Here is a 21,808-nt window from a genome sequence, read left to right on the forward strand (position 1 = left end):
CCCGGACGTACGCCAGGAACTCGGACATCGGCCCCGATCCGGCGCCGCCCGACATGGTGCGCATGAACCGCACGAGCCCGTCGGTGGCCTTCGACAGGGCGCCCGACGCGAACTCCGAGAACGTGCCCATCAGCCGGTCGAAGCCCGCCGAGTTGACTCCGCCGGCCAGGACCGTCATCAGCCGGTCCAGCTCGCCGCTCGTGGAGCGCACCAGCGGGGCCAACTTCGGCAGCAGCCCGCCGAACACGGCGAAGCTCTTGGTGACGACCGGCATGGTGTCGCCCGCGACGTCCCGGGTCCACTGCTTGTACGTGTCCTTGAACACGGAGAACGCGGCCGCCGCGCGGCGGGTGGCCGGGTCCATCTGCTTGACCTGCGTCAGGTAGGCCTTCTCTGCCTTCCCTGCCTCCTCCGACGTTTTCCCGTGTTCCTTGACGGCTTCCTTGTACTTCTTCTCCGCCTCCGCGGCCTTCGCCAGGTCGGCGATCTGTCCGCCGATGGCCAGGCCGAACACGCCGATCGCTGCGCCTGCAGCGAGGAGACTTCCTGCGATCGGAGTCGCCGCGGCTGCGATTGGGATCAGCGCCGGGGACAGCAGCAGCGCCGCCTTCCTCAGCCCTTGCATGCCGCTGTCGGCGTTGCTGCTGGAGGTGCGGATCGTGCCGAGGTTGCCCCGCAGGCCGCCGAGCGTGCCTGTGAGGCGCCGCATGCTGCCGTCGAGATCGTCGGTGTCGGAGCGCAGCGCGCGGGTGCTGCTGGACAGGTCGCCGAGGCGGGTGTTCGCGGTCTGCGCGCGGGTGTTGAGGGTGCGGAGACTGTTGTTCGTGCTGTTTGTGCCGTCTCGCAGGCCGCGCATTGCTGAGGATGCTGCGGTGGAATTGTCGCGCAGGTCCTGCATGGATCTGGATGCGGCTCGGGCGCGGGAGTCCACCAGTTGGAGAGCTGCGGCTGCGGCGAGGGCTGAGCGTGTCAGTCCGTCGAGGGAGCGTCCCGCGTCGCGGGCGTTGCCCCGCAGGTCGCGCATGGACCGGTTGACGGCGGTGAGTCCGCCCGCGGTCTGGTTTGTAACCCGTACGCGGATCTCGATGTCATTGCCCACCGCCGTCACCTCCCTCAGGCATGCCGCGTCGTTCGATGTTGAGCAGGCGGAGGAGTTCGGGGTCTTCCGCCAGCAGGGTGGTCAGGGTGTAGCCCGGGAACCGTTCGAGGAGCCCGAGGATCAGGCGGGCACGGCTGAGTTCTCCTGGGGAAGTGGCAGCGTTTCCATGGGAATCGACGCCGCCAGGAGCGGATCGCCATCGGTCGATTCGCCGTCCAAAGGGGCGGACACTCCGGCGACGGCGTTCTGCCAGGCGTCGATGATCGCCCAGTTGAAGGCGAGCTCCTGGGTGCGGATGCCTTCGAAGGTGGCCGGTACGGGCTGCCCGTCGTCGTCTTCGACGTTCCACTCAAGGAGCTGGTCGGCCATGAGTTGGAGCATGCCGAGAATGGCCGCGTCGTCTCCGTCGTCGCGGGCGGTGTCGATGTCGAGCATCTGGCCAGTGTTGAGACCGCGGATCTTGACTTCGAGCCCGTTGAACTCGGGGTCCTCGAATTCGAGCGTGTAGATCTTGCGCTTCGGCCGGTATCCCATGAGGGCGCGCCTTTCTCAGGTGGTCCAGGTGGGGACCGCGCCGTTGGCGAGGACGCCGGGCACGGAGAAGGTGAGTGCGCCGTCGTCGCCGCGGGTGAGGGCGTAGTCGGTGAACAGGAGGGTGCAGGTGGGGGCGGTGCCGAGGATCTGCCCGGACACGTTGAGGGAGAACTCGCGGGCCACAGAGGTGCTGGGGACGGTCTTGAACACGTCGTGCGACATGTTGGAGGCGTCGTTGAAGACGCCGTTGCCGGTGAAGGACATGTCGGCGAGGTTGAGGATGCGCTCCATCGCGGACCTGTCGATGCCGGTGACGTTCTGCTCGGCACGCGGGGTGGCGAACTGGATGTTGGTGAGGTCGTTGCGGATGTCTCGGAGGGTGCCGCCGCTGTCGTCGATGGACATTCCGGTCCAGCCGAGGCCGTTTTCCTTTGCCATGGTTTACGCCTTTCTGTCTGTTTAGGCCTTAGCCGCGTTGCCGCAGGTCGACGAGGCGCAACTGGTGCTCCCCGAAGTCCTCCTGCCAGTCGGTCGCCCGCTGGTGCGTCCTCGTCGGACCGGTGATCTCCCGGTAGTCCCCACCGCGTACCGCGTAGATCTCCGGCCGCGTCTGATGCTCGGCGAAGCACCGCTGCCCCGACTCGAAGCTGAAGACCGTCAGCCCGGCCCCGGTCTTCTGCTCCCGGAACGTGCGCCCCGACCGCTGCCGGATGTACGTCGCCTGGCAGGTGCCACACGGCATCCGACCCGCCGCAGCCCAGGCGCACAGCGGGCCCGTGCCCGTCGCGCCGCACGCCGTGCTCTCGTCGATGACGGACTGCCAGCCGTGCCGCCATCCCACGCACCCGGCCCGCTCGCATGCCGCCTTCACCTGCCGGTCCGGCGGCGAAGTGATCGAGTAGGTCTGGTAGTCGGACGGTGCGCCGACCGGCGTGATCCTGTTCAAGGGGCGCATGTCAGAAGTCCGTTTCTGTGAGGTTCACGCAGGCCACGACGACGAACGACAGCTCGGTGAACCCGCCGGTCGTGGTGGTCGCCACCCGCAGATAGCGTTCGATCTCCAGCGCCGACGACGTAGCGATCCGCTCCGACGTTGGCCCTGCGGTGACCTGGGTGAATGCGCCGCCGGTGACGTCCGCGTAGGCGTCCGTGCCGCCGTTGTCCGCCGACGACTGCAGCTTGATCGTCACGTCCGTGCCGGTGAAGCTGAGCACCTGGAGATAGGCCTGGAGCCCGAACCGGGTGCGGCTGCTGAGGGACGCAGCACCGTTGACCGTCCACGTCCGCGGCGTCGCATCCGTGATCCCCGCCGTGCCCGCAATCGGGGCTGCCACCGACGTCCCGCCGATCCCCGACAGGACCTGCGCCCGGAAGATCCGCCCGGTCGCCCGGTTGACCGTGCCGAGGGTCTGCCCGCCCAACTCCAGGACCGCGGTCGACGCGAAGATGCTCGTGACCGCGCCGACCGCCTGCGGTGTGCCGAGCGCCGTCCACGTCACCCCGTCGTCCGAGGTGTAGAAGCTCACCGTGGCGTCGGTGCCGCCGACATCCGCGTCCAGCGTGGCCCGCACCCACGTCGTCGCGCCAGCCGCCAAGGCGCTCAGATCCGCCGACGACGTCTCCGTTTTCTCAGCGGTCCCGTTCTCGCTCCAGCGGAAGATCAGCGCGCCCGCCGTGGTCACCGCGAGCGCGTACGACCTCTGGTTGCCGGTCGCCGTGTACTTCGCAATCAAGGTGGACTCAGCCGCCGGCGTCCAGTCCGCCAGCGCCACCCGAACCCGCAGATCGATGTCGGCGACGACGTCCAGGCTGGCGGCGTCCGGAGTGGACGCGTAGTCGCCCGACGCCCCCGGAAGGAGCAGGTAGTCCTCGCCGTCGTAGCCGAACTCCACCCCGGTCCCACTCGTGGCCGCAGTGTCGGTACGGATGCCGGGCGTGACCTGCTCGCCCCACTCGATACCGAAGCCGTTCGACAGGGACTGCACTGCGATCGTCATCGCCCCGTCGTCACCGCGGGTCGGCGCATAGTCGATCTGCTTGCCGACCAGACACGCGGCAGGCTTCCCCAGCGTGGTGCCCCGCTGGTAGGTGATGAGCCGGTTAGTGAGGGGCAGCGTCGACAGCTTCGCGTGCGCCTGGCCGGCCGCCGGGTTGAACCAGGAGCTCCAGTCGATTCCGCCGTCGCGCTGCCCGCCGATGCGTTCGAAGGCGCCCTTGTCGATGCCGGTGACGGTGAGCGGGTTGGGGCCGCCACCGATCCGGCCGAGCGACCCTGTATCGCCAGACAGGTTGGTGCCGTCGACGATGAGCCCGTCCCCGAGCCCGCTTTGCTTGGCCACCTACGCCACCTCTTCCCAAAGGTCGTTGACGATGCAGGGCACGGTGATGTCCATGACGCGGTACCGCGTTCCGTCCTGCTGGATGTAGCCCGCCCGAACCTCCAGCGGCTGCCCGTGGATGCCGCGCACATCGACCTGCCGGACCAGCCCGCCGAGGGTGAAATCTCCGACATAGGTGGCGCACAGAGCGTCGGCGGCGGCCACCATCTCGGGATCGATCGCGTCGATCGGCTCGCGCTGCGCCACCGTGAACAGGCGGTTCTTCAGGACCAGGAGCGCCGACGTACTCGCCAGCCCGGACGACCGGACCGGTACGACCCTGTCGACCCACACTGCCGCGGTCAGGCCGCCGGTCGAGGGCGCGCTGATGGGCTCGTGGCCGTTGACGAACTCGAAGTAGCCAGATGCCGACGCGTGCGAGGTGGCCTTGTCGAGGATGCTGAGGATGTCGAGGGCCATCGTCATCCCCTCATCTCAGGGAGATGCCGCTGCACGGCACGCTCAGCGATTGGCAGGCCGCGGGCCTGGACGAGCTGCTTCGTCTGCCGCCAGTGCCCATACCCGGGGAAGCCCGGCCGTGGCCGGTTACGTGTGCCCACACCTTCGAGCCACGGCCCGTAGACCACGTCGTTGTCGTGGACGAGGGACACCTCGGAGCTCACGCGGGTGGTTTCGATACGGGACTCGTAGTAGCCCGTCGGGTTGCGGAAGTAGCCGCCCGTCAGGGTGAGGACGCGTTCTTCGGCGAACTCGGCGATGTCCTCGCGCGCGTCGTCTGCGGCGTCCTGCATGGCGCGCGCGGCCCGCCCGTCGAACAGGGGGCCCTCGAAGCTGATCTCCAGGCTCATACCGATCTCACCCGGCCCTTGCGTCCGTGCGAGTTGTAGACCCGGTCCCGCAGGTCCGGGAGATCCTGGCCGGCCTTGGCCTTCTCGCTGGTGCCGCCGTCGCCGGTCTTTCGGGTGCGGGCGTAGCCAGCCGACTCGTTGGTGACCTGGTTCAGGGCTTCGGCGATGGCCAGGTCCCGGACCAGGCCGGGCGGGTCCCACCGCTGCACGCTCGCCCCGGAGTCATGCGTGGCCGCGGTCGTTCCGAGCGCGCCGCGCTGCACCGTGAGGGTGCGCAGCGCGTAGACGTCAGCGCCGGTGGTGTGGGCGGCGATGGGGCTGCCGTCCCACGCCCGCTTCACGATCAGGTTGTTGCCTGCGATGTCGACAATCAGCATCCGCTCGCCGTCGATGAGGATCACCTCGTCGACCACGAACGTCGTGCCGTCCGCGACGGGCACGGTGACTGTCTTCAGTTGCTGGTCGAGGTTCGCGCCGAGGTTCTGGCCCGTGTCCGCCATCGTCCGGCCGGTGACGAGCACCCGCTCCGAGTCGACGCGAAGGACCGAACCGACGCCGACCGCGGCCGAGGTGGCTGGGCTCACGTCGATGCCCGTCTCTGAGGCGTCCAGAGCCTCCGCGAGCGTGCCGGCCGTCGTCTCGTCGTTGCGGTAGCCCCACAGCCCCGTGACGGTGATGTCCCGCTGATGGGTGGCGCCGCCGCCGAACGAGGCCGGGCCGCTGAGGTCGATCTCCAGCTGGTTGTACGGAGGCCCGGACCGGTTGGGCTCCAGGAAGAAGTCCGTCGCGCCGATCGTGGTACCGCCGGACGACAGGGTGGTGACGGAGATCAGCTCCGAGTCGTCCAGCCACAGCCGCCACGACGTGCCGTTCTGGGAGCCCGGCCAGTCGAAGTAACGGGTAGCCGTCACCGGAGCGAAGGTGCGGTGGCACAGGTCCTCGATGCCACGACTCGCCGACTCCAGAGCACGGTCGATCTGCGCGTTGTTGCGCGCGGTGAGTTTGGAGTCGGGGGCGCGCATTACGTCCTCGCGCGTCGCGAACCAGACGCCCATCTCTCGTCACCTCCTCTCAGGTCTCGTCGTCGTGCGGGTTACGGCCGGCCGTGGATGGAGAAGGACACGCCGGTGAACGTCGGGGTGTCGGTGCCGGCGACCGCCCACCGGATGCGGCCTTGGTTCGTCAGCACATAGCCGTTGTTGATCAGGCCGTAGGTGTAGCCCGACGACGTCAGCAGCGCCCCACCCACGGACGTTGCAGCCGACGTCTGCACCCACGTGCTGCCGGTCGCGTCGAGGACGTCGAAGAACACAGCCAGCGTCGGGTTTGTGCCGGTCGGCGCGTTCGCCACCGTCACGACCAGGAGGCCGCTGCTGACGCGGGAGATGTCGATCGGGCCTGCGCGTCCGGTTGTGGCGTTGGTGGTTCCTGCGGTGACGTGGTCGGTTGAGCTGTTCAGGGTCAGACCGGCGGCCCTGAACAGCTCGTTGTTCCGGAAGGCGCTCATACCGACACCTCCTCAGCCCACTTCTTGCCGCGGATGATCTCTCCGACGTGTGAGCGGGATATCCCGAACTCGGCAGCGATGTCCTTGTGCCGCATCACTCCTGCGCGGGACCGGATCTGCTGCACGTCAGCGAACGTGAGCTTGGTGCTACGCCGGTTGCGTGCCTGCTCGGGCTCGGTCGCCCACCTGACGTTTCCAGGCTCGTAATTGCCGTTCGGATCGATGCGCTCCAGCGTCATGCCGTCCGGACGTGGCCCCATGTCGGCGAGGAAGCCAGCGAAACCGAGCCACTGCAGGCAGACCGTCACGCCCCGGCCTCCATACAGCGGGTAGCCACGGTGCTTCACGTTGAGGCACCGCTTCTTCATTGCGCCCCATGACGAGTACGCGCCCGTGCCCACGCCGCCGTGGCTCCGCGCTCGGGCTGTGTCAGACACGCGCGCACGGAGCTCCGGGGTCCGCGCGTAGCGGCCCCGGAGTTCACTCTCGTACACGCCCTTAGGCATTGGCGCCGTCCGTGCCTTCGCCGCCCTCAGCGGTCTCCGACGTAGCTTCCGTCTGGTCTGAAGCCGTCGAACCTGCAGAAGAGTTGTCCGTCTGGCCCTTGCGTGAGCGGCTCGCCGTCTTGCGGGCACGCGACGGGGTCGGTGTCTCGCTCGGCTCGGAGTTCGTCGGCTGCGGATCGGTAGATGCTGATGAGCTGCTGCCAGGCGATGACTCGTCACCTCCCTCCAGCGGTACAGCGTCAGGCGGGTACGCCTCATCGGGCACCGGCGGGAGCGCCTCACCGGAGCCATCCCCGGTCAACTCGTCGCCCTCGACGGCCTGCATCGGCGCGCCCGTACCGGGGTGCTCGCGTTCCTCGGCCACGGGCAGGGTGTCGTCGCTGGCCCCGCCGTGGCGGCTGATCTTCGCCATGGGGTCTCCGTCCTCGTGGAATTCCGTGTTGTGGCAGCGGGGGCAGCGGGACAGGCCGACCGCGTATTTCGTGCTGCAGCCCGCCTTCCCGCTGCACACCCACAGGGCCATCAGGCGGCCACCAACGTGGCGCCGTCATCGAGGGGGATCCAAAAGACCACCCACGTGATCTCGCCGTCCGTACCGGCCGACACCGACTCGATCTGCCCGACCGGAATCGGCACGATGCCCGACAGCGACACTGTTGAGACAGCGGTGTTGGAGCCGCCGGTGATCGCCGCCGCCGGGCTGGTCATCGACAGGACCGCACCGGCCGGGGTGTCGTTCGTGCCCAGGTCGGTGGCCGTGCAGAGGTCCATGGTCGTGCCGGTCGTCGGGTTGCTGACGAGCTTGTAGGAGTTGGCGACCGAGATCGCCGTACCCACATATCCGTAGATCGCCGTGATGCCGACCCGGCCGCCCGCGACCGTGAACAGAGGCACCGTCGTGGCCGCCAGAGTTCCGGTCGACTTGGATGCCCGCTGGCCGAGGTTGATGAGGCGCAGCTGAGCCGCCTGCATGAGAGCGCTCATGAGTCAGCCCCCTCAGACCAGAGCCGGAAGGTTCTCAGGCGCACGCTGCACCTTGAGGTCGTGCAGAATCGCCACCACCGTGCCGGTCGACGTGGAGGCGACCTTGACGTGCGTGTGGCCCGCGGGCAGCTCCGCCTCACTGATCGTGAACACGCTGCAGTCGTGGCCGGCGGTGCCGTTGTTGACGACCGTCGAGGCGGCGGCCTGCGTCACCTTCGACCAGGCGCCGCCGGTGCCGGTGCTGTCGTAGAAGTGGTCGACGGTCGCGAGGACCGCGGCGCCGGAGCCGCCTGCGCTGGCTGCGGAGGTGACGGTGAACGTGTCACCGGCTGCGAGGGTGCAGACGAAGGACACTGCTGCGGCGTCCTTGAGGGGGACGTACACGTCGTCGCCGATGGCGATGACGTTGAAAACTCGGCCCAAGCCGTCCATCGTGGTGCCTTCCTTGAGGGGGTTGATTGCCTCTGCGGATCAGGCCCTGGCAGGGGCGTTACTGCCTGCCAGGGCTGGCGGATCAGGCGCGGGCTGCCAGCTGAACGAACGGCGAAAGCGGGGCACCGTTGTTCTGCGGCGTCACCGCGGACTGCAGCCACGGCTTGCCGTCGACGCGCTGGATGATGCGGTACGCGGTCTGGTCGTTCTGGAACTTGAAGTGCGGCGAGCTCATGGCGGACATGACCTGCCGGTCGCCGATCAGGTAGAACCCGAAGTCGACGAAGCTGATGTCACCCTGGTCGCCGAGGAGGCCGGGGGCCTTCTCGCTGACGATGACCGGCCGTCCGAGGATCGTCATCGGCGGCCCGGCGACACCGTTGTTCAGCCAGATCGCCGAGCCACCCGTGCCCACGGAGAGGGCCATGGTGGCGAGCTCGGGGAACGTGTCCGGAGAGACGACCCACACCGCCCGGTCCAGGCTGCCGGGGAGCATGCGGGCGTACATCTTGACGATGTTCTCCCACACGATGGTGTCCGCGACCTGCCCGGATTCCTTGGCGACGGGGACGATGGCGGTGTTGCCGGTGGAGAGGGCGCCCTGGGGTTCGCCGACGCCGGTCCCCTTGAGGAACGCGAGGTCCTCGTAGAAGTTGAGGGCCTCGGGGAAGATCTGGTCGAGGAAGGCCTGGAACGAGATCGCCGAGTCGGAGATCAGCTCGTTGGGGACCTCGGTGTACGCGGTGAGCTTCTTGGCGTCGAGGACGATGCGGGAGAACGCGGCCTGTGATGCGGTGAGTGCGGCGCCTTCCTCGGTCCAGTAGCCGACCACGCCGCCGTACACGGAGCTGACGTTGCTGGTGGCGTCGATGGCCGGGAACGGGACCCGGAGCGTCTCCATGGGGATGACGCGGGCGCGCTGCCGTACGACGGACTGCTCCAGCGCCACCGCGAGAAGCTCCGACCGGAGGACCTCCGGAATCAGGAACCCGCCCTCACTTGGGACCGTGCTGGAGAAGGCGTTGCGGACGCGGGTGAGCTTCGCCTGCATGTCCGCGGTGCGGTTCGCGTTGTGCCAGATCGTCCGGAAGTACTCCGCCGAGTTCGTGAACTCCCGGTCCAGGACGGCACCCATCGCCCGCGGGTTGTGGATGTGGTTGCGGGCGTTGCCGGTCTGAACGACGGCCTTCGGCGTGAGGTCGATCCGGTCGACACCCTCGGGCTGGTTCTCCCGCAGCCAGTTCGCAAGGATCTGCTCCGTCTGCTCCTTGACCTGCGTCGCGATCGACAGATCGCGGGCGTGGGTGTTGCGGGCGTAGTTCGTGATGAACTCGCCGAACGCCTCCGGCTGCGCGAAGACCTTCTGCATCTTCGCCGAGTCGCCGAGCATCTCCTCCAGCGCCGCCTGGTTGGTCGGGATAGCCAGGCGCTCCGGGTCCATCCCGCCTGCCGGGGCCGACGGTTCGGCAACACGGTTGTAGGCCTTGCCGACCTGGCGCGGGTCGAACCCGGCGCGAAGGACCATGCGGCGGCGCATGCCGGACATGATGTCGGCGCGCCCCCGGGTAGCGGTTGCGGTCATAGCTCTGCCTCCCAAAGGGCACGTCGTACTGCTGATGGATCGATGGCTTGGACCGGCTCGGGCACGAGAGGCTCGGGCTGGGGTGCCCCGGGTGGGGCGGGTGCGTTGTTGGCGACGTCGGTCATGACGGCGCGGAGGTAGTCGGCGACGACCTGCCCGGCGGGCGGCGGGGGTTCGGGGACGTACACCGTCTGCGGGGCCTCGGCTGTGGGGGCGGGCGCGGCAGGCGGGGGTGCGGCGGGCGCGTCGTTGGCGACGCCAGCGAACAGGGAGCGGAAGCAGCCGACCGCAACTTCCTGCGGGTCAGCGGCGGGCGCCTGGTCGACGGGGCGCGGCACGTACGGTGCAGCTGGCCGGACCGGCTCGGGTGCTGCGGGTGCGTCACCGGCAACACCGGCCATCAGCGACCGCAGGTGCTCGGGCTGGTAGCCGGGCATCGGGTCGAGGGCTGCGGTGGCGGCGGCGCGGAAAGCGGCCGGGTCGAACGCGGGCAGTTCAACGACCGGGGCAGGCGAAGTGGCGGGCGGTGCCTCGGCCTCGATGAGCGGGGCGGGTGCGTCCTCACGCCGCTCGTGCGCGTAGTTGTAGACACTGAGGTCCCAAGCGGCGGCGATGGCCCGGTCGTCCTCCGTCTGCCGCTCGGGCTTGCCAACCTCGTCCGCTAGGCCCGCCGCCACTGCCTCGTCGGCGAAGAACCAGGTAGTGGCGTCCATGAGCTTGCGCCACTGCTTGACGGTGCCGCCCGCGCGCTCTGCATAAACGGCGGCGATATTGTCAGATTGCCGCTCAAGGAAATCCGCGTATTCGCGAAGCTCGGATGCCTCGCCCGCAGTAACTCCTTGCGCGTTATGTACCATGAACTGTGAATGGGGGGCGGCAATGATCCGGTCCCCGGCCATTGCGATGACGGACGCGATGGACGCGGCGAGTGCGTCAACCTGCACGATGACCTTGGCTCGGTGGGAGCGGAGTGCATTGTGGACCGCGAGCCCGTCGAACACGTCTCCGCCAGGGCTCGAAAGGTTCAACATAATTTCCGGCGCGTCAATCGCGGAGAGTTCCTCCACGAATTGCGCGGCAGTAATTCCCCACGAGCCAATGTCCCCATAAATTCGAATCTCCGCTACTGGAGACCCGCCCGCGTCCATGGCGTTCTTGATGCGGTACCAGTCCTGGCTCCCGCCAGGACCTGGCACGGCAGGGCGCACGCTGCTAGGCGTGTTCGGCATGGCGTCTCCTCTGGCGGCCGATTAGGCCATGCGTGCGCTCCATGTGGCAGTTCGCGCATACGACATCGCATTTCGCGATCTCAGCGTTCAGAACTTCCAGCGTCTTGAGCGCCCCACGGTTTCCAATGGTGAACAGCTTCTTCGCGGGATCGCGGTGGTCGAACTGCATCACGTAATACGGGTATTGGATCCCGCAGTCGAGGCATGGTCGGTTCTTTGCTTCGCGAATTACCGCAGCCTTGCTAACTCGCCACGCCTTCGCTTTCTCGGGGTTCTCGCGGACCCATTCGCGGTGCTGTTCCCGGCGCGCCTCGCGGTTCGCCGATTCGTAACGGCGGCCAATCTCTTTCGCCTTCTCGGGGTTCTCTACGGCCCACTTGCGAGTTCGAGCGATGGACTTGGCTGGGTCTTCCCTATAGGCGGCGCGACGCTGCTCGTTGAGGGCCTCGCGGTTCGCCTGGTAGTGCTTGCGGTTAGAGACGTTGACGTCAACGCCCTGCTCGGCCAGCTGGATACGCCGGGCCTTGAGCTTGCCGGAGTGGGCCGCAACGCATGCGGCGCAGGCACTCTCTCCGGCTCCTCGGTGAGCGCCGTAGCCCGCCGGGGTCCCGGTCCGCCCTTCGGGGTACATCTTCGTCGGGCGCGCGCAGGCAGGGGTAACGTGGGTCATATCGACTCCTACACAGTCGGTCACGCCCCCGGAGTGGTTGCACACTCGCGGGGGTACTCTTGTGATCATTTTACGGCGGAACGGCCCCAACTGTCCGGTTATCTGGGGAAGTTCGTGCAATTCACGGGCGGCCCGGACAGCGCGGGTGCGAACGGCGGCGCCCCGGCTTCCCTGGCGAGCGGATGCCGGTTGGGCGCGAATCAGGAGAGAGTCGATGCGACTGCTCACGCCCGCTCCCTTCCGCCCGTTCTGGCGCTGGCAGATATTCGCCGAATCCGGCTTTCGGTAATTGCCAGGCAGGGCCATTGTGCACTACCGGGCGGCCCCAGCACCGCATCTGACCTGCGGTAACGATGCTTTACCATTTCTGTATCACGCATCTCCCATTTCTCTAACGTGAGCGTTATCGAATTCCGTCGGAGTGGGTGCATGATTGTCTCTATTCACGTAGCATCTCGATGCATGAAGGCAAACACTGTGCAGGGTGATGACGCTGCGCGGGCCGAAGAACTGGCCGGGCGTGTACGCGCCGGGCAGCTTCCGCCGCCTGCTGAGCGGGCCCGGATCAGACAGGCGGCCGGGGTGACGCTGGAGCACTTCGCCGGGGTGCTGCGGGTGTCGCAGATGACGGTGTCCCGGTGGGAACGCGGGGAGACCGAGCCGGGGCTGGATCAGCGGGTGATGTACGCGCGGCTGCTACGCGAAGTCGCCGCCGCCACGACAGAGGAGCAGCCCAGTGCTTGACCCGAACGAACTCATCTCCTCCGAGGTGGCCCTCACCTTCAAGCGCTACGCCCTACAGCAGGTCGTCAACGCGGAGTTGAACCTCGAAGTCGACGCCTCCATCCGGGAGCACATCTGGGGCGACATGGTGTACCAGCTGAAGGCGGCAGTCCTCGCCGACGAACTGCCGCCCGAGACGTTCACCGCACGCGACCGCGTCACCTACGAGGTCCCCGCGTCGACGTGGCAGATGTGGAAGAAGCGCCACGCCCGGCGCTGGTATGCGCGGCGGCTGGTGGCCCGCTGGCCGGTGCGCTACGAGCCGGACCCGGACCACCGAGGCGCTCACGCCGTGTGCACGTTCAACCTGGAGCGGTGGCGCGCTTATCCGCAGTCGAAGGTGTATCTGCCGAGGGACCGGTTCGGTGATGCGGTGCTGGGACACAGCATCCGGGATCTCCGGTGGACGGAGGAGCCGACGTGATCGCCATCGGGTGCGTCCTCGCCTACCTGGCCGTCGCCCTCTTCGGCGCCCGGCATCTCTACGCCCGGCTCCGCGCCCGGGCCATCGACAAGCGCGCCGAGCAGAACGCGGAGATGCGCTTCTTCCGTGCCGACGCGGTCAAGGAGTTCAACGAGTGGGACAGAGTTGAGGTCGTCGTCGGCGCGGTCCTCGCCACCGTGTTCTGGCCGCTCGCTCTGGTCGGGTTCGGCGTGTACCGGTTCGTCACCACCGATCCGGCCCTGTCCCGCACCGAATTGGCAGCGGAGCGGGATGCGATGGCGAAGCGGATCAGCGAGCTGGAACACGAACTCGGCATCAAGGAGACCCCGTGAGTGACCTTGTCGTCGTGCGCTTCGATCCCGTCCAGGAGATCGCCGCCGAGCCCGCCACCCTCGACCTGCTGCGCGACATCCTCCGGCCCAAAGCCGTCGAGCCGCGCGCCACACCCGAACTCCTCGACGCGGCCCGGCTCGTGGCTGGCCCGGGTGATACCGGCGCTGCCTTCACTCACTCCCATACGGCTGTGACCGTTCCTCGGCAGCGGATCCCGCCCTCGCACTGCTGGTAGCCGCCCGCCCCATACGCCGCCCGCGCCGCGTCGAGGTCCTCGAACTGGACGCCATCAATATCCGCGCACGGGCGGCAGGTGTTGCCGTCGAGCTTCTCCGTGGCCTCGTACACAGCCTTCGGCGCCACAGCGAGGGTGGCCAGACGACCGGTGTTCTGCGCGCGGTGCAGCGCCCCGCCGAGCTGGTCGCGGCGGTACCAGTTCTTGAGCCCCCGCAGGAACCCGCCCACCTTCTCCGCAACCTCACGCCCCACCGCACCCGGCGTGAGCAGTCGCAGCGCCTCACGCCCTGCCGACGCCGCGACATCCGCCGACAGTAGAGACGCCGTCACCACAGCGATCTCCACCAACTCGCTGCCGAACGCGTTCCGCAACGCCTTGTCGATCTTCGGCGGCTTCACCTTCACACCCTGCTCGGCGGCCTCCGAAGCCATCTGCGCAGCCGCGGTCTCGGCCATGTCGGCGAGCGCAGACCTCAGCACCCGCGTCGACTCGCTGGAGTCCACGACCAGCGTGGCCAGCGCCTCCGTATCCCCAGCATCCACGGCAGCCTCAATCTGCTCGCCGAGCGCCTCATACTGCGCCTCAGCCACCGGCCCCCACGCCTCCAGCAGAGCCGCGAGCGCGTCATCGAACTGCTCCCGCACCTGCTCCACCGCGTCGTCGTCCTGCGCCCGAACCTCACCACGTGGCTGGTCGAGCACCCGGTTGTACGACGGGGTGCGGCCGGCAGGCAGCGCGTACGGCACATGGTGATGCAGATCGAGTCGAGCCGCCGGAATCGCCGCGGGCGCCTCAGGCTGCTGCTGGCCGCCGCGCGAGACCCGGCGGATCGTCGCCGGCGCCTTCACCGACAAGTCCAGGCCCGCGCCGGCCCGGTTGAGGATCTCCCGGGCTTCCTCCCATGTGATGACCGTGTCCACGCCCAGGTAGATCGACTGGATGGTGTCCCCGAGCTGCTGCGGCGTCGCCAACCCGGCGCCGCCCGCGGACGCTACGACCTGCATCTCCGGAAGGTCCAGCGCCTCGGCCACGGACCTCGGGTCGAAGCCCATGTCGACGAACCGTTGGGCGGCCTCGGCCTTCGCCTTCAACTCCTCGTTCTTGGCGGCGGCGTCCGGGGGGACGGGGTTGTCGTAGTCGAACTCCAGCAGGCGGGCAGCGTCCTTGCCGTACAGCGGCAGGAGGTCGTTGTTCAGGGCCTGCTTGAAGCGCTCCAGGCGCGGGATCGTCAACTGCTCGGCGAACAGGGCTTTGCTCGCGTCGGCGTTGGCGCGGTTGACGTCGTCGACATCGCCGAGGACGAACTTCGGTGCGCCGAACGCTTCCCGGATGACGTCACGCGAGACGGAGCGGAGCTCGGCGAACTGCATGTCCCGCTGCGTGTACTTGCGGTCCACCCACTTGCCGTGCTCCAAAAACGCCACCCGGTGCGCGTTCGCGACACCCTTGTGCTGCTCGGACCAGCGGGCCTGCAACTGGTCCCACTCGGGGTCGGACAGGACGCTGGGGAGTTCGATGATCCCGCCGGGCTCCGCACTGTTCATGAAGAAGTTGCGGTTCCACTCAGCGCTGTACCGGGACGCGTCGATCTCCGTCAGCACGGACTGCACCGGACCCATACCGCGGTACGGATCGAGCGGGTTGGGCATGCGGATCTGGATGACGTCCTCGACCCGCAGCGCGATCTGCTGCCCGTCCGGGCCCGTGTACATGTAGCCCGAGATGTAGTCCACCGGGTGCGGCACCGGGGCGATCCGGTCCGGGCGCACCGGCCACAGCTCCAGCGGCATCGAGGAGCGCTGACTGTTGCGGGCGATGACCAGCCAGCCCTCGCCCGTGAGGTCGATGTGCTGCTGCTCCGTCTCCACCAGCTCCTGGCGGGTGAAAAACTGGTTGGGCTTGTTCCACAAATCCAGAGCGGCGTGCTGAGTGACCTCGACACGGTCCTCCGGCTTCCCCGACGGCGCCTTGCGGTACAGCCGCCAGTTCACCAGCGCCGTAGCGTTCGACGTCCGGTTGACGATGGCGAACAGCGTCCCCACCGTGCCCATCGCCCGCATCTGCGCCTCAGCACCAGTCGGCTGACGCCACGGCATCTGAATATTGCCGCGCGACACGAACGGCACCGGCGCCCGGTTCCTCAGAGCACGTAGAGACCTCACCGGGCCGCCCCCTTCTCATTGTCGGACAAGACGCCCATCACCAGCAGGGACACAGCCGCCCCGGCAAGCCCGGCACCGACGCCCCAGGTAACCCACGCGCTCGCGGTCCCGCAGCCGAGGCCGGCAGTGGTGTAGAGGCCGGCGCGGGCTTCAGCAATAGCGGCGGCTGCGGCGTTGAGGCGTGGGCGGGCCGCGGCGAGTCGGGCGAGGGTCTTCTTCACGCCGGGACCTCCTTGGTAGACGGGCTGTCAGCATTGTCCATGCTGCGGCAAGCGGGCGGCCAGCGTCACAACCACCTCACCCGCGTACGGCCCACCAGATCCCGGGCTGCGCACATGTACCGAAGTGAGTCGCAGCCATGATCGTTCTGTTTCACCGGCTCTTCCTTGAGACCGGCGGCGCTGCCGGGTTTGACCGCCCACACGTAGCCCGGGATTTCTTCCGATGTCCGTGTCGGCCGGCCCGACCCGAGGAGTGCCTTGTCCTCCTCGACCAGGCCGCCGCGCATGATGAACAAGCGGGGCTTGCCGTCCCCTTGAGTCTTCAGGCGGGACTGCACTGCTTGGATGCCGTCGGACACGGTCTTCTTCGCGGCCGTGGTCCCCATGCCGAGATGCTTCTCCAGCGTGGCCCGGTCCTCGGCGTCGTGGTCGGTGATGATGGCGCGCGGAGGCGGCTCATCCGGGTTCTGCCGCATGATCTCCAGGATCTGCTTGGCGTGATCCTCGGCCAGCCGCTTCGTCATGTAGATCTCGCGGACCAGATAGAGCCGACCGTCCGGGTCTTCGCGCCAGTCCTGCCAGCAAAAAGGGTTCGTATAGCCCAGGTCGATCGACCACCAGCGCGTCCAATCGGACGGCACCTTGAACCGGTCGACCAGGTGGACGCTTTCGTCCCAGCCCTCGAATACGACACCCTCGGACGCCACCCACAGTCCGTCGCGCAGCCGCAGCCGCCGGGCGCCGGTGAGCGCGTCGAGCTTCTCCATGTACTCGCGGCCAGCCTCCGTGTAGGAGCCGTCGCGGTTGACGTAGTGCGGGTTGTCCCGGTGCGTCGACGTGATCATGCGGAGCGTCCCGGCGTCCGCTCGACGCTTGATCCAATGGCTTGGGTGCGACGGGTTCGTGGACAGCAGGATCTGCTTGTACGTCTTCGACGAGCCACGCAAGCGGCTGATGAGCGTCTCGTACAAGTCGAGGCCGATCTCCACTGCCTCATCCACGAAGATGCGGTCCAGCTCGGCGCTGAGGAACTTCGCCGGCTTGTCGCCGCCCGCCACCAGGATCGTGGAACCGTTGGCGTACCTGAACGCGGCGGGGTCCTTGCTGGAACCGCCGAACCACTGGACGCTGCCGTCTGCCAGAGCCTGCGCTGCGACCTGGCGTTGGAACGTGACCAACGTGGTCGAGGTCAAGCTGATGTGAGTGGCACGCAACATGAGGCCGCGCATGTTCGGGACTTGCATGGCCGTGAGGTGCATCTTCCAGCAGGCCGCCAGGGTCTTCCCGCTGCCGGCCCTGCCGACCGCCGCGACTTCCGCGTCTCGGCAGCGCAGCAGGTCGACATGGGTGCCGCGCGGCTCGAACCTGACGACGGTGTCAGCCACGGTCGCGCTCCAGGTAGTCCGCGGCAGCACGGAACCGGATCGGGTCGTCCGTCAGCAGACCGAGGGCCGTGTTGCATGGCGAGCAGAGGAGGCCCCGAACGCACTTCCCGCACGACGACTTGCCTGCAGAGCAGCACGAGTGATCGTGATCAACATGCAGCGAGTACGCAGTATTCGGCGGCGCCGAGCAGATGCTGCATCCACCGCCCTGGCCCGCGAGTAGAGCGTCGTAGGCCTCCAAGGTCAGTCCGTACGACTTCCACAGAGTGGCGGCTCGCGTACAGATCTTGCACCGCTTGTAGAGCCCATCGGAGGTGGAGGCGCACTTCGTGTAGTCGGAGAGCGGGCGCCAGGTCTCGCAGGATGGGCACCGCTTCTCGCCTGCCTCGTTCCTTGCGGCGGGGTCGGTGAGGTGCTTGATGTACGCCGAGCCCGGAGAGCCGCTTCTCCACTTCCGTGCCCAATGGGTGCGGCACATGCCGTGCCCTGCCGCCTTGATGTCGCATCCGTCGATGGAGCATGTCCGACTGGAGTCGTAGGGGCGGACGGCGGCAGAGCCGGGGTCGCCTTTGCGTTTGGCCCGGCCGTAGTGGACGGAGCAGTATCCGCGGGCCAGATGGGGCCTCTCGCACGCTTCGACCTCGCACCCCTCCCGCCTGTACGCGCCGACGGGGTCAGTCCCCGGGGTGCCGGTGGCGCGCCACCGGTCGTAGTGGGTTCGGCACCATCCGCGAACCTTGGTCGGCCGTTCGCATTCGGGCACGCTGCACGTAGTCTGGGTCATGTCGATCTGCGCTCTCAGGTCGGCCACGCCCCGGGACTGTTGACGCAGTCGCCGGGGTCTGTTGTTGCTGCCGATTCTATCGTTTCTGCAGCTCAACCGCCGCGTGAGCGGCGGGAGTTCGCTGGTCACGCGAGATCTGCCGGATCGACGCCGACGACCTCGTACTTCACGGACCCCGCCACGCTGACCTTCTGCTCGGCGTCGAGACCAAGGAGCTTGGCACGGCGTTCGGCGTTGCGCCGGCGGGCGTCCTCGATTTTTACGAGGCGGTCGGCGGCCTGGAGGACGGGGCCGTCGTCAAGGAGTGGCTCTTCGACGCCGGTGTCCGGGTTGGCGGTGGTGATGACTTTGCCGTGGGAGACGGTGACGTGAGCGCGCTCCAGAACCTTGCGGACGTCGCGTTCCAGCTGCTCCAGCCGCACGAGTTCCATGTCGAGCTTGCGGACTTCGAGGGCGATGATCTCGGCGGCGGGTGCTTGCTGGATTTCGGCGAGGGCCTTCTTGCGTCCGTCGCGGGCGGCGCTGGTGCTGGGGTAGTTGAGTTCTTTGGCGATCATGCCGTCGGTCCAGCCGTGGGCGTGGAGGCGTGCGGCTTCGGTGTCGCGTTCGGCATTTTCGAGGGTGCGTGTGTAGCGGCCTTGGCTGGTGCGGGCTTCTTGGTTGGGGTTGGCCATGCCCGCCTCCTGTGGGTGTTACCGGTTTCTGTGGTGTGATGGTAACGGCGTTGCGCAGGCTGGTGGGCAGGGTGCGCACGCGGGAAGGCCCGCTGTTCCCGATGGGCGTCGGGGAACGGCGGGCCTTCGGTGTGCGCGGGGTCAGGCGTCGTTGCGGCTGTCGAGTTCGTCGCCGAACCGGCCGTCGTCACTGCCGCCGAGGAAGCGGCGGGCGGCAGCCTGGACGGCTTCCTGCCAGCTGCGGCGGCCGTGGCGGCGCTGGTTGCAGTCGGCGATGAACTTGGCCAGCTCGTCGTCTGTCGGCATTGGGGTCCTCCGGGGTGAGGCCGCGGGCGGTGTGTGGCCGCCCGCGGCAGCGGGTCAGTGGATGGCCCGGTATGTGGCCAGGTAGTGCTGGACGGTCTCGACGGCCTTCTGCGGGTCGCTGCCCTCGTCCATGCCGGCGATCTCCTCAAGCGCGGCGTCGATGCCGTATTCGAGGTTGCTGATGCGCTGCCGGTTGTCGCGGTGGCTGCGCTCGTTGGCTTCCGCATCAGCCTCACGGCGTTCGCGGGCTTCGGTCTCGCGGGTCTGGCAGTCGGGGCAGTCGTTGTGAGGGTGCGGGGTGTGGGTCATGTGGGTTCCGTTCTTGCGGGGGTGGGTCAGCTGTTCCAGAGCCGGTCGGCGACGGTGCTGTGCGCGGCGGCGAGCAGCGGGCGGGCCACGGTCCAGCCGAGTTGGGCGGTGAGGTCCCGGATGAGGTCGCGGTCACTGGCGGCCTGGATGTGGTCGGCGAGCGCGGCCGGGGTGGTGGGGAGCTGGGTGGCGGTGTGGTTCATGCGGTGGGTCTCCTATGCAGCCAGCGCGTCGGCGAGGAGCTGGACGCGGGCGAGGGTGGGGAGGTCGACGGGGTAGAGGACGGTGACCGAAGCGAGGCCGGTGGTGGTGCGCTGCTTGGGCTCGTCGGCGGCCGGGCGGGCGACCGCGTAGGCGGTGCGGTGGATGGTGTAGGAGACGAGGCGGTCGAGGCGGAAGCTGCGGGCTTCGCCGGTCTCGCGGTCCATGGCCTTGAGGACGATGTCTCCGGCTGCGGTCACGACGATGTCGTAGGCCTCGACCGTCCGCACCGTGGTGGTGCCGTCGGCCTTGACGTAGGTGATGGTGACGGGGTGCTTGGCGTCGAGGGCCTTGATGAGGCGGGTGAGGGTCTGGGTGCTGGTCTCGTTCGCTGTGCGCCTCATCGTGGTCCCCCTCGTTCGTTTCCTTGTGGGTACACAGTAACCCAGAACCGTGTACCCACACAAGAGGTGACGTCAACGAATCCGTGTGGGAACATAAGGGCATGGCAGCAGACGACACGGACCACACCTTCGCCACCCGCTTCCGCATCCCCCGCCGCATGTGGGACGCCTACGGAACCGCCGCCAAACGACACGGCGTTGACCGCAGCGCAGACCTCGTCGACCACGTCCGCACGTTCATCCGCGAGCACGGCGACGAGCAGGAGCTGGCCGAGCTGGAGGCAGCGGACCAGGAGCTGGCCGAGCGCCGCGCGCGCAAGGGCGGCCGGCCGAAGAAGGAGCAGACCGCATGACGTACCGCCCGTACCCCAACCCAGACCGCGCCCGGCACCAGCTCGAACGCCACGACGACGAGACCCCGCCGCTGACGGCTCGCCGTCCGCTGTCGCCGATGGAGCAGACGCTGGTCGATCACGCGACGGCAGCTGTGCGGGGCGCTGCTCCGGCCCTGGCTGCGCTGGTCGCAGGCTTCCAGCGGCGCCCGGTGAGCAGCGAGGAGACGAGCACATGAGCCAGCCGCCAGTAATCCCCGAACCGCCCGATGACGACAAGGTCGGCCTGTTCTACCGGGCGTCGAACGGCTGGGACTACGCGAACCTCGCCATCCCGCCCGAGGACACGATCACCGATCCACGTGAGCGGGAGTTGTGCCGGGCGCTGCTCGTGCGGGCGCTGGCGCTGCTGGACGCGGGCCCGGTGCGCCCGGACGAGGAGCCCACGTGAGCGACGACAAACACCGCGAGGAACTGTGCCCCGCCTGCCTCGCGTTCCCCGGCGAGCACGACCAGAGGGTGATCTTCGGCCGGGTGGATGGGACAACGCTGGAGACGTGGCACAAGGACGGCTGCCCACTCATCCTCAAGCCATCCGAACCGGACGAGGAGCCCAGCCCATGAGCAAGACCCTCACAGGCTTCAACGTCAGCTTCACCGTCCACTCCTCCGAGCACCTGCCCGAGAAGAACGGCGAGCAGATGTACGCCGACGACGTCGCCGAGGAGGTACGCGACGTCGTCCGTGCCGCCGTCTACGAGTGGTACGGGCAGCGCGGGCGGGATCTGCTGGCCTGCGAACCGGACGTGGGCTGAGCTCACCATATGAGAGGCGGCCCCGCGCTTCCCCCATGGGGCTCACACCCACGGTTCCTCCGGCCAAGCCGGTGTGCGCACTACGACACCCGTCATCACGCGGGGCCCGAAACAGAGTAGCCCGCCGCATGACGAAGGCCCCGCCCGAACTCCGGTGCGGGGCCTCTTCACGGCAGCGCTAGTCGCCCAAGCTCTCCACCATCTTCAGCTTGTCGAACTCCCCGCCCTCACCCGTCCACCCCAGACCGCCGATCGCCTTCGCCATCAGCAGCGTCGTGTAGTCGTCCTTCGACAGCGGTTCGCACGCCTCCGGCCGGGACTTCCCGCCCTCCGTGGTCTTCTCCGCCACCGCGTCGGCCGCTTCCTTGGCCACACCCTGGTACCCGGAGCGGACCATGTCGGCGAGCGTCTGGTCGAGCGCGGCGACCCGCTCCTCCGCTTCGCTGACGGTCGGCGTGTCCGCCTTGCCTCCGGTCCTCTCGGTGAGCGCGGTGGCGCAGTCCTTCGCGTTCTCGTCGGCGGACTTCGAGCAGCCGACCGCCCCGACAGCGAGCAGGCAGGCGACGAGCAGAGCAGCGGTGTTGCGCATGGTTCCCCCCGGAACGTTGGAGGCCCCGGATCGTAGCCGCCGGCACCGACAACAGGGCACGGAACGGGCGAAGACCCCACCGGAGGGGGTAGATCCG

Annotated in this window: 34 protein-coding genes and 1 pseudogene; 9 read left to right on the forward strand and 26 right to left on the reverse strand. The window is 68.1% G+C overall.

Going from position 1 to position 21,808, the window contains the following annotated elements:
* From O3Q52_RS17440 to O3Q52_RS17515, 16 genes and pseudogenes are all read right to left on the reverse strand, one after another.
* Positions 1-1,099, reverse strand: a pseudogene (locus tag O3Q52_RS17440) (hypothetical protein); the annotation flags it as partial.
* Positions 1,100-1,219: 120 nt separating this feature from the next.
* A complete protein-coding gene (locus O3Q52_RS17445; RefSeq protein WP_269649703.1) occupies positions 1,220-1,633 on the reverse strand; it encodes a hypothetical protein in 414 nt (137 codons plus the stop codon).
* 15 nt (positions 1,634-1,648) lie between these two features.
* Complete coding sequence (locus O3Q52_RS17450) at positions 1,649-2,071, reverse strand: hypothetical protein (RefSeq protein ID WP_269649704.1); 423 nt, start codon at positions 2,069-2,071, stop codon at positions 1,649-1,651.
* 28 nt (positions 2,072-2,099) lie between these two features.
* Positions 2,100-2,579 (reverse strand): hypothetical protein, encoded by a 480-nt coding sequence (locus tag O3Q52_RS17455; RefSeq protein ID WP_269649705.1) that lies wholly within the window; start codon positions 2,577-2,579, stop codon positions 2,100-2,102.
* A gap of 10 nt (positions 2,580-2,589) precedes the next feature.
* Positions 2,590-3,972 (reverse strand): hypothetical protein, encoded by a 1,383-nt coding sequence (locus O3Q52_RS17460; protein ID WP_269649706.1) that lies wholly within the window; start codon positions 3,970-3,972, stop codon positions 2,590-2,592.
* Positions 3,973-4,437 (reverse strand): hypothetical protein, encoded by a 465-nt coding sequence (locus O3Q52_RS17465; protein WP_269649707.1) that lies wholly within the window; start codon positions 4,435-4,437, stop codon positions 3,973-3,975.
* A complete protein-coding gene (locus O3Q52_RS17470) occupies positions 4,434-4,820 on the reverse strand; it encodes a hypothetical protein (protein WP_269649708.1) in 387 nt (128 codons plus the stop codon). The genes O3Q52_RS17465 and O3Q52_RS17470 overlap by 4 nt, the downstream gene beginning before the upstream one ends.
* A complete protein-coding gene (locus O3Q52_RS17475) occupies positions 4,817-5,875 on the reverse strand; it encodes a hypothetical protein (protein WP_269649709.1) in 1,059 nt (352 codons plus the stop codon). Before O3Q52_RS17475 ends, O3Q52_RS17470 begins: the two co-directional genes overlap by 4 nt.
* A gap of 38 nt (positions 5,876-5,913) precedes the next feature.
* Positions 5,914-6,327: a hypothetical protein gene (locus O3Q52_RS17480; RefSeq protein WP_269649710.1), complete on the reverse strand. Its 414-nt coding sequence runs from the start codon at positions 6,325-6,327 to the stop codon at positions 5,914-5,916.
* Positions 6,324-6,635: a helix-turn-helix transcriptional regulator gene (locus tag O3Q52_RS17485; RefSeq protein WP_269649711.1), complete on the reverse strand. Its 312-nt coding sequence runs from the start codon at positions 6,633-6,635 to the stop codon at positions 6,324-6,326. Before O3Q52_RS17485 ends, O3Q52_RS17480 begins: the two co-directional genes overlap by 4 nt.
* Positions 6,636-6,825: 190 nt before the next feature.
* Positions 6,826-7,245 (reverse strand): hypothetical protein, encoded by a 420-nt coding sequence (locus O3Q52_RS17490; protein ID WP_269649712.1) that lies wholly within the window; start codon positions 7,243-7,245, stop codon positions 6,826-6,828.
* Between the two features lie 110 nt (positions 7,246-7,355).
* On the reverse strand, positions 7,356-7,817 hold the full coding sequence (locus O3Q52_RS17495; RefSeq protein WP_269649713.1) for a hypothetical protein: 462 nt from the start codon (positions 7,815-7,817) through the stop codon (positions 7,356-7,358).
* A 12-nt stretch (positions 7,818-7,829) separates the two neighbouring features.
* The gene (locus tag O3Q52_RS17500; RefSeq protein WP_269649714.1) at positions 7,830-8,240 is read right to left on the reverse strand and encodes a hypothetical protein; all 411 of its coding nucleotides are present in this window, start codon (positions 8,238-8,240) and stop codon (positions 7,830-7,832) included.
* Positions 8,241-8,331: 91 nt separating this feature from the next.
* On the reverse strand, positions 8,332-9,831 hold the full coding sequence (locus O3Q52_RS17505) for a phage major capsid protein (protein WP_269649715.1): 1,500 nt from the start codon (positions 9,829-9,831) through the stop codon (positions 8,332-8,334).
* Positions 9,828-11,060, reverse strand: a complete 1,233-nt coding sequence (locus O3Q52_RS17510; RefSeq protein WP_269649716.1) for a head maturation protease, ClpP-related — start codon at positions 11,058-11,060, stop codon at positions 9,828-9,830. Before O3Q52_RS17510 ends, O3Q52_RS17505 begins: the two co-directional genes overlap by 4 nt.
* Complete coding sequence (locus O3Q52_RS17515; RefSeq protein WP_269649717.1) at positions 11,044-11,730, reverse strand: hypothetical protein; 687 nt, start codon at positions 11,728-11,730, stop codon at positions 11,044-11,046. The genes O3Q52_RS17510 and O3Q52_RS17515 overlap by 17 nt, the downstream gene beginning before the upstream one ends.
* 462 nt (positions 11,731-12,192) lie before the next feature.
* On the opposite strand from O3Q52_RS17515, the gene O3Q52_RS17520 reads away from it, so the two are divergent.
* Genes O3Q52_RS17520 through O3Q52_RS17535 form a run of 4 tightly spaced genes read left to right on the forward strand, consistent with a single transcriptional unit; the run spans position 12,193 to position 13,526 of the window.
* Positions 12,193-12,474, forward strand: a complete 282-nt coding sequence (locus O3Q52_RS17520) for a helix-turn-helix transcriptional regulator (protein WP_269649718.1) — start codon at positions 12,193-12,195, stop codon at positions 12,472-12,474.
* The gene (locus O3Q52_RS17525; RefSeq protein WP_269649719.1) at positions 12,467-12,937 is read left to right on the forward strand and encodes a hypothetical protein; all 471 of its coding nucleotides are present in this window, start codon (positions 12,467-12,469) and stop codon (positions 12,935-12,937) included. Before O3Q52_RS17520 ends, O3Q52_RS17525 begins: the two co-directional genes overlap by 8 nt.
* Positions 12,934-13,290, forward strand: coding sequence for a hypothetical protein (locus O3Q52_RS17530; RefSeq protein WP_269649720.1), 357 nt, complete (start codon positions 12,934-12,936; stop codon positions 13,288-13,290). Before O3Q52_RS17525 ends, O3Q52_RS17530 begins: the two co-directional genes overlap by 4 nt.
* A complete protein-coding gene (locus O3Q52_RS17535) occupies positions 13,287-13,526 on the forward strand; it encodes a hypothetical protein (protein WP_269649721.1) in 240 nt (79 codons plus the stop codon). Before O3Q52_RS17530 ends, O3Q52_RS17535 begins: the two co-directional genes overlap by 4 nt.
* Here O3Q52_RS17535 and O3Q52_RS17540 read toward each other — a convergent pair.
* The 9 genes from O3Q52_RS17540 to O3Q52_RS17575 all read right to left on the reverse strand — a co-directional run bounded on the left by O3Q52_RS17540 (position 13,466) and on the right by O3Q52_RS17575 (position 19,975).
* Positions 13,466-15,625: a phage portal protein gene (locus O3Q52_RS17540; RefSeq protein ID WP_269649722.1), complete on the reverse strand. Its 2,160-nt coding sequence runs from the start codon at positions 15,623-15,625 to the stop codon at positions 13,466-13,468. The genes O3Q52_RS17535 and O3Q52_RS17540 overlap by 61 nt on opposite strands.
* A gap of 62 nt (positions 15,626-15,687) precedes the next feature.
* Complete coding sequence (locus O3Q52_RS17545; protein WP_269649723.1) at positions 15,688-15,912, reverse strand: hypothetical protein; 225 nt, start codon at positions 15,910-15,912, stop codon at positions 15,688-15,690.
* 65 nt (positions 15,913-15,977) lie between these two features.
* Complete coding sequence (locus O3Q52_RS17550; RefSeq protein WP_269649724.1) at positions 15,978-17,297, reverse strand: phage terminase large subunit; 1,320 nt, start codon at positions 17,295-17,297, stop codon at positions 15,978-15,980.
* A complete protein-coding gene (locus tag O3Q52_RS54405; protein ID WP_369124169.1) occupies positions 17,290-18,081 on the reverse strand; it encodes an endonuclease VII domain-containing protein in 792 nt (263 codons plus the stop codon). Before O3Q52_RS54405 ends, O3Q52_RS17550 begins: the two co-directional genes overlap by 8 nt.
* 125 nt (positions 18,082-18,206) lie before the next feature.
* On the reverse strand, positions 18,207-18,755 hold the full coding sequence (locus O3Q52_RS17555; protein WP_269649725.1) for a hypothetical protein: 549 nt from the start codon (positions 18,753-18,755) through the stop codon (positions 18,207-18,209).
* A 141-nt stretch (positions 18,756-18,896) separates the two neighbouring features.
* Positions 18,897-19,061, reverse strand: a complete 165-nt coding sequence (locus O3Q52_RS17560) for a hypothetical protein (protein ID WP_269649726.1) — start codon at positions 19,059-19,061, stop codon at positions 18,897-18,899.
* A gap of 54 nt (positions 19,062-19,115) precedes the next feature.
* Positions 19,116-19,370, reverse strand: a complete 255-nt coding sequence (locus tag O3Q52_RS17565; protein WP_269649727.1) for a hypothetical protein — start codon at positions 19,368-19,370, stop codon at positions 19,116-19,118.
* A gap of 26 nt (positions 19,371-19,396) precedes the next feature.
* Entirely contained in the window at positions 19,397-19,573 is a 177-nt protein-coding gene (locus tag O3Q52_RS17570) for a hypothetical protein (protein WP_269649728.1), read from the reverse strand.
* 12 nt (positions 19,574-19,585) lie between these two features.
* Entirely contained in the window at positions 19,586-19,975 is a 390-nt protein-coding gene (locus O3Q52_RS17575) for a WYL domain-containing protein (protein ID WP_269649729.1), read from the reverse strand.
* 101 nt (positions 19,976-20,076) lie between these two features.
* Between O3Q52_RS17575 and O3Q52_RS17580 the strand changes: the two genes are divergently transcribed.
* The 5 genes from O3Q52_RS17580 to O3Q52_RS17600 are packed head-to-tail and all read left to right on the forward strand — an operon-like array spanning position 20,077 to position 21,122.
* Complete coding sequence (locus tag O3Q52_RS17580; RefSeq protein WP_269649730.1) at positions 20,077-20,328, forward strand: hypothetical protein; 252 nt, start codon at positions 20,077-20,079, stop codon at positions 20,326-20,328.
* Positions 20,325-20,546, forward strand: a complete 222-nt coding sequence (locus tag O3Q52_RS17585) for a hypothetical protein (protein ID WP_269649731.1) — start codon at positions 20,325-20,327, stop codon at positions 20,544-20,546. The genes O3Q52_RS17580 and O3Q52_RS17585 overlap by 4 nt, the downstream gene beginning before the upstream one ends.
* Positions 20,543-20,758, forward strand: a complete 216-nt coding sequence (locus O3Q52_RS17590; RefSeq protein ID WP_269649732.1) for a hypothetical protein — start codon at positions 20,543-20,545, stop codon at positions 20,756-20,758. Before O3Q52_RS17585 ends, O3Q52_RS17590 begins: the two co-directional genes overlap by 4 nt.
* A complete protein-coding gene (locus O3Q52_RS17595; RefSeq protein ID WP_269649733.1) occupies positions 20,755-20,931 on the forward strand; it encodes a hypothetical protein in 177 nt (58 codons plus the stop codon). Before O3Q52_RS17590 ends, O3Q52_RS17595 begins: the two co-directional genes overlap by 4 nt.
* Positions 20,928-21,122 (forward strand): hypothetical protein, encoded by a 195-nt coding sequence (locus O3Q52_RS17600; RefSeq protein ID WP_269649734.1) that lies wholly within the window; start codon positions 20,928-20,930, stop codon positions 21,120-21,122. The genes O3Q52_RS17595 and O3Q52_RS17600 overlap by 4 nt, the downstream gene beginning before the upstream one ends.
* A gap of 178 nt (positions 21,123-21,300) precedes the next feature.
* On the opposite strand, the gene O3Q52_RS17605 is transcribed toward O3Q52_RS17600, so the two are convergent.
* Positions 21,301-21,711, reverse strand: a complete 411-nt coding sequence (locus O3Q52_RS17605) for a hypothetical protein (protein ID WP_269649735.1) — start codon at positions 21,709-21,711, stop codon at positions 21,301-21,303.
* Between the last annotated feature and the right edge of the window lie 97 nt (positions 21,712-21,808).

This window comes from Streptomyces sp. ActVer, assembly GCF_027270795.1.
GTDB classification, from domain to species: Bacteria; Actinomycetota; Actinomycetes; order Streptomycetales; family Streptomycetaceae; genus Streptomyces; species Streptomyces umbrinus_A.

Coding starts and splice junctions, on each gene's coding strand:
- O3Q52_RS17540 (WP_269649722.1), bottom strand. CDS start 15,625: ATGCCGTGGCGTCAGCCGACTGGTGCTGAGGCGCAGATGCGGGCGATG.
- O3Q52_RS17605 (WP_269649735.1), bottom strand. CDS start 21,711: ATGCGCAACACCGCTGCTCTGCTCGTCGCCTGCCTGCTCGCTGTCGGG.
- O3Q52_RS17490 (WP_269649712.1), bottom strand. CDS start 7,245: ATGGCGAAGATCAGCCGCCACGGCGGGGCCAGCGACGACACCCTGCCC.
- O3Q52_RS17470 (WP_269649708.1), bottom strand. CDS start 4,820: ATGAGCCTGGAGATCAGCTTCGAGGGCCCCCTGTTCGACGGGCGGGCC.
- O3Q52_RS17445 (WP_269649703.1), bottom strand. CDS start 1,633: ATGGGATACCGGCCGAAGCGCAAGATCTACACGCTCGAATTCGAGGAC.
- O3Q52_RS17475 (WP_269649709.1), bottom strand. CDS start 5,875: ATGGGCGTCTGGTTCGCGACGCGCGAGGACGTAATGCGCGCCCCCGAC.
- O3Q52_RS54405 (WP_369124169.1), bottom strand. CDS start 18,081: ATGACCCAGACTACGTGCAGCGTGCCCGAATGCGAACGGCCGACCAAG.
- O3Q52_RS17570 (WP_269649728.1), bottom strand. CDS start 19,573: ATGAACCACACCGCCACCCAGCTCCCCACCACCCCGGCCGCGCTCGCC.
- O3Q52_RS17520 (WP_269649718.1), top strand. CDS start 12,193: ATGAAGGCAAACACTGTGCAGGGTGATGACGCTGCGCGGGCCGAAGAA.
- O3Q52_RS17560 (WP_269649726.1), bottom strand. CDS start 19,061: ATGCCGACAGACGACGAGCTGGCCAAGTTCATCGCCGACTGCAACCAG.
- O3Q52_RS17555 (WP_269649725.1), bottom strand. CDS start 18,755: ATGGCCAACCCCAACCAAGAAGCCCGCACCAGCCAAGGCCGCTACACA.
- O3Q52_RS17505 (WP_269649715.1), bottom strand. CDS start 9,831: ATGACCGCAACCGCTACCCGGGGGCGCGCCGACATCATGTCCGGCATG.
- O3Q52_RS17580 (WP_269649730.1), top strand. CDS start 20,077: ATGGCAGCAGACGACACGGACCACACCTTCGCCACCCGCTTCCGCATC.
- O3Q52_RS17450 (WP_269649704.1), bottom strand. CDS start 2,071: ATGGCAAAGGAAAACGGCCTCGGCTGGACCGGAATGTCCATCGACGAC.
- O3Q52_RS17465 (WP_269649707.1), bottom strand. CDS start 4,437: ATGACGATGGCCCTCGACATCCTCAGCATCCTCGACAAGGCCACCTCG.
- O3Q52_RS17575 (WP_269649729.1), bottom strand. CDS start 19,975: ATGAGGCGCACAGCGAACGAGACCAGCACCCAGACCCTCACCCGCCTC.
- O3Q52_RS17510 (WP_269649716.1), bottom strand. CDS start 11,060: ATGCCGAACACGCCTAGCAGCGTGCGCCCTGCCGTGCCAGGTCCTGGC.
- O3Q52_RS17590 (WP_269649732.1), top strand. CDS start 20,543: ATGAGCCAGCCGCCAGTAATCCCCGAACCGCCCGATGACGACAAGGTC.
- O3Q52_RS17480 (WP_269649710.1), bottom strand. CDS start 6,327: ATGAGCGCCTTCCGGAACAACGAGCTGTTCAGGGCCGCCGGTCTGACC.
- O3Q52_RS17515 (WP_269649717.1), bottom strand. CDS start 11,730: ATGACCCACGTTACCCCTGCCTGCGCGCGCCCGACGAAGATGTACCCC.
- O3Q52_RS17600 (WP_269649734.1), top strand. CDS start 20,928: ATGAGCAAGACCCTCACAGGCTTCAACGTCAGCTTCACCGTCCACTCC.
- O3Q52_RS17585 (WP_269649731.1), top strand. CDS start 20,325: ATGACGTACCGCCCGTACCCCAACCCAGACCGCGCCCGGCACCAGCTC.
- O3Q52_RS17565 (WP_269649727.1), bottom strand. CDS start 19,370: ATGACCCACACCCCGCACCCTCACAACGACTGCCCCGACTGCCAGACC.
- O3Q52_RS17495 (WP_269649713.1), bottom strand. CDS start 7,817: ATGAGCGCTCTCATGCAGGCGGCTCAGCTGCGCCTCATCAACCTCGGC.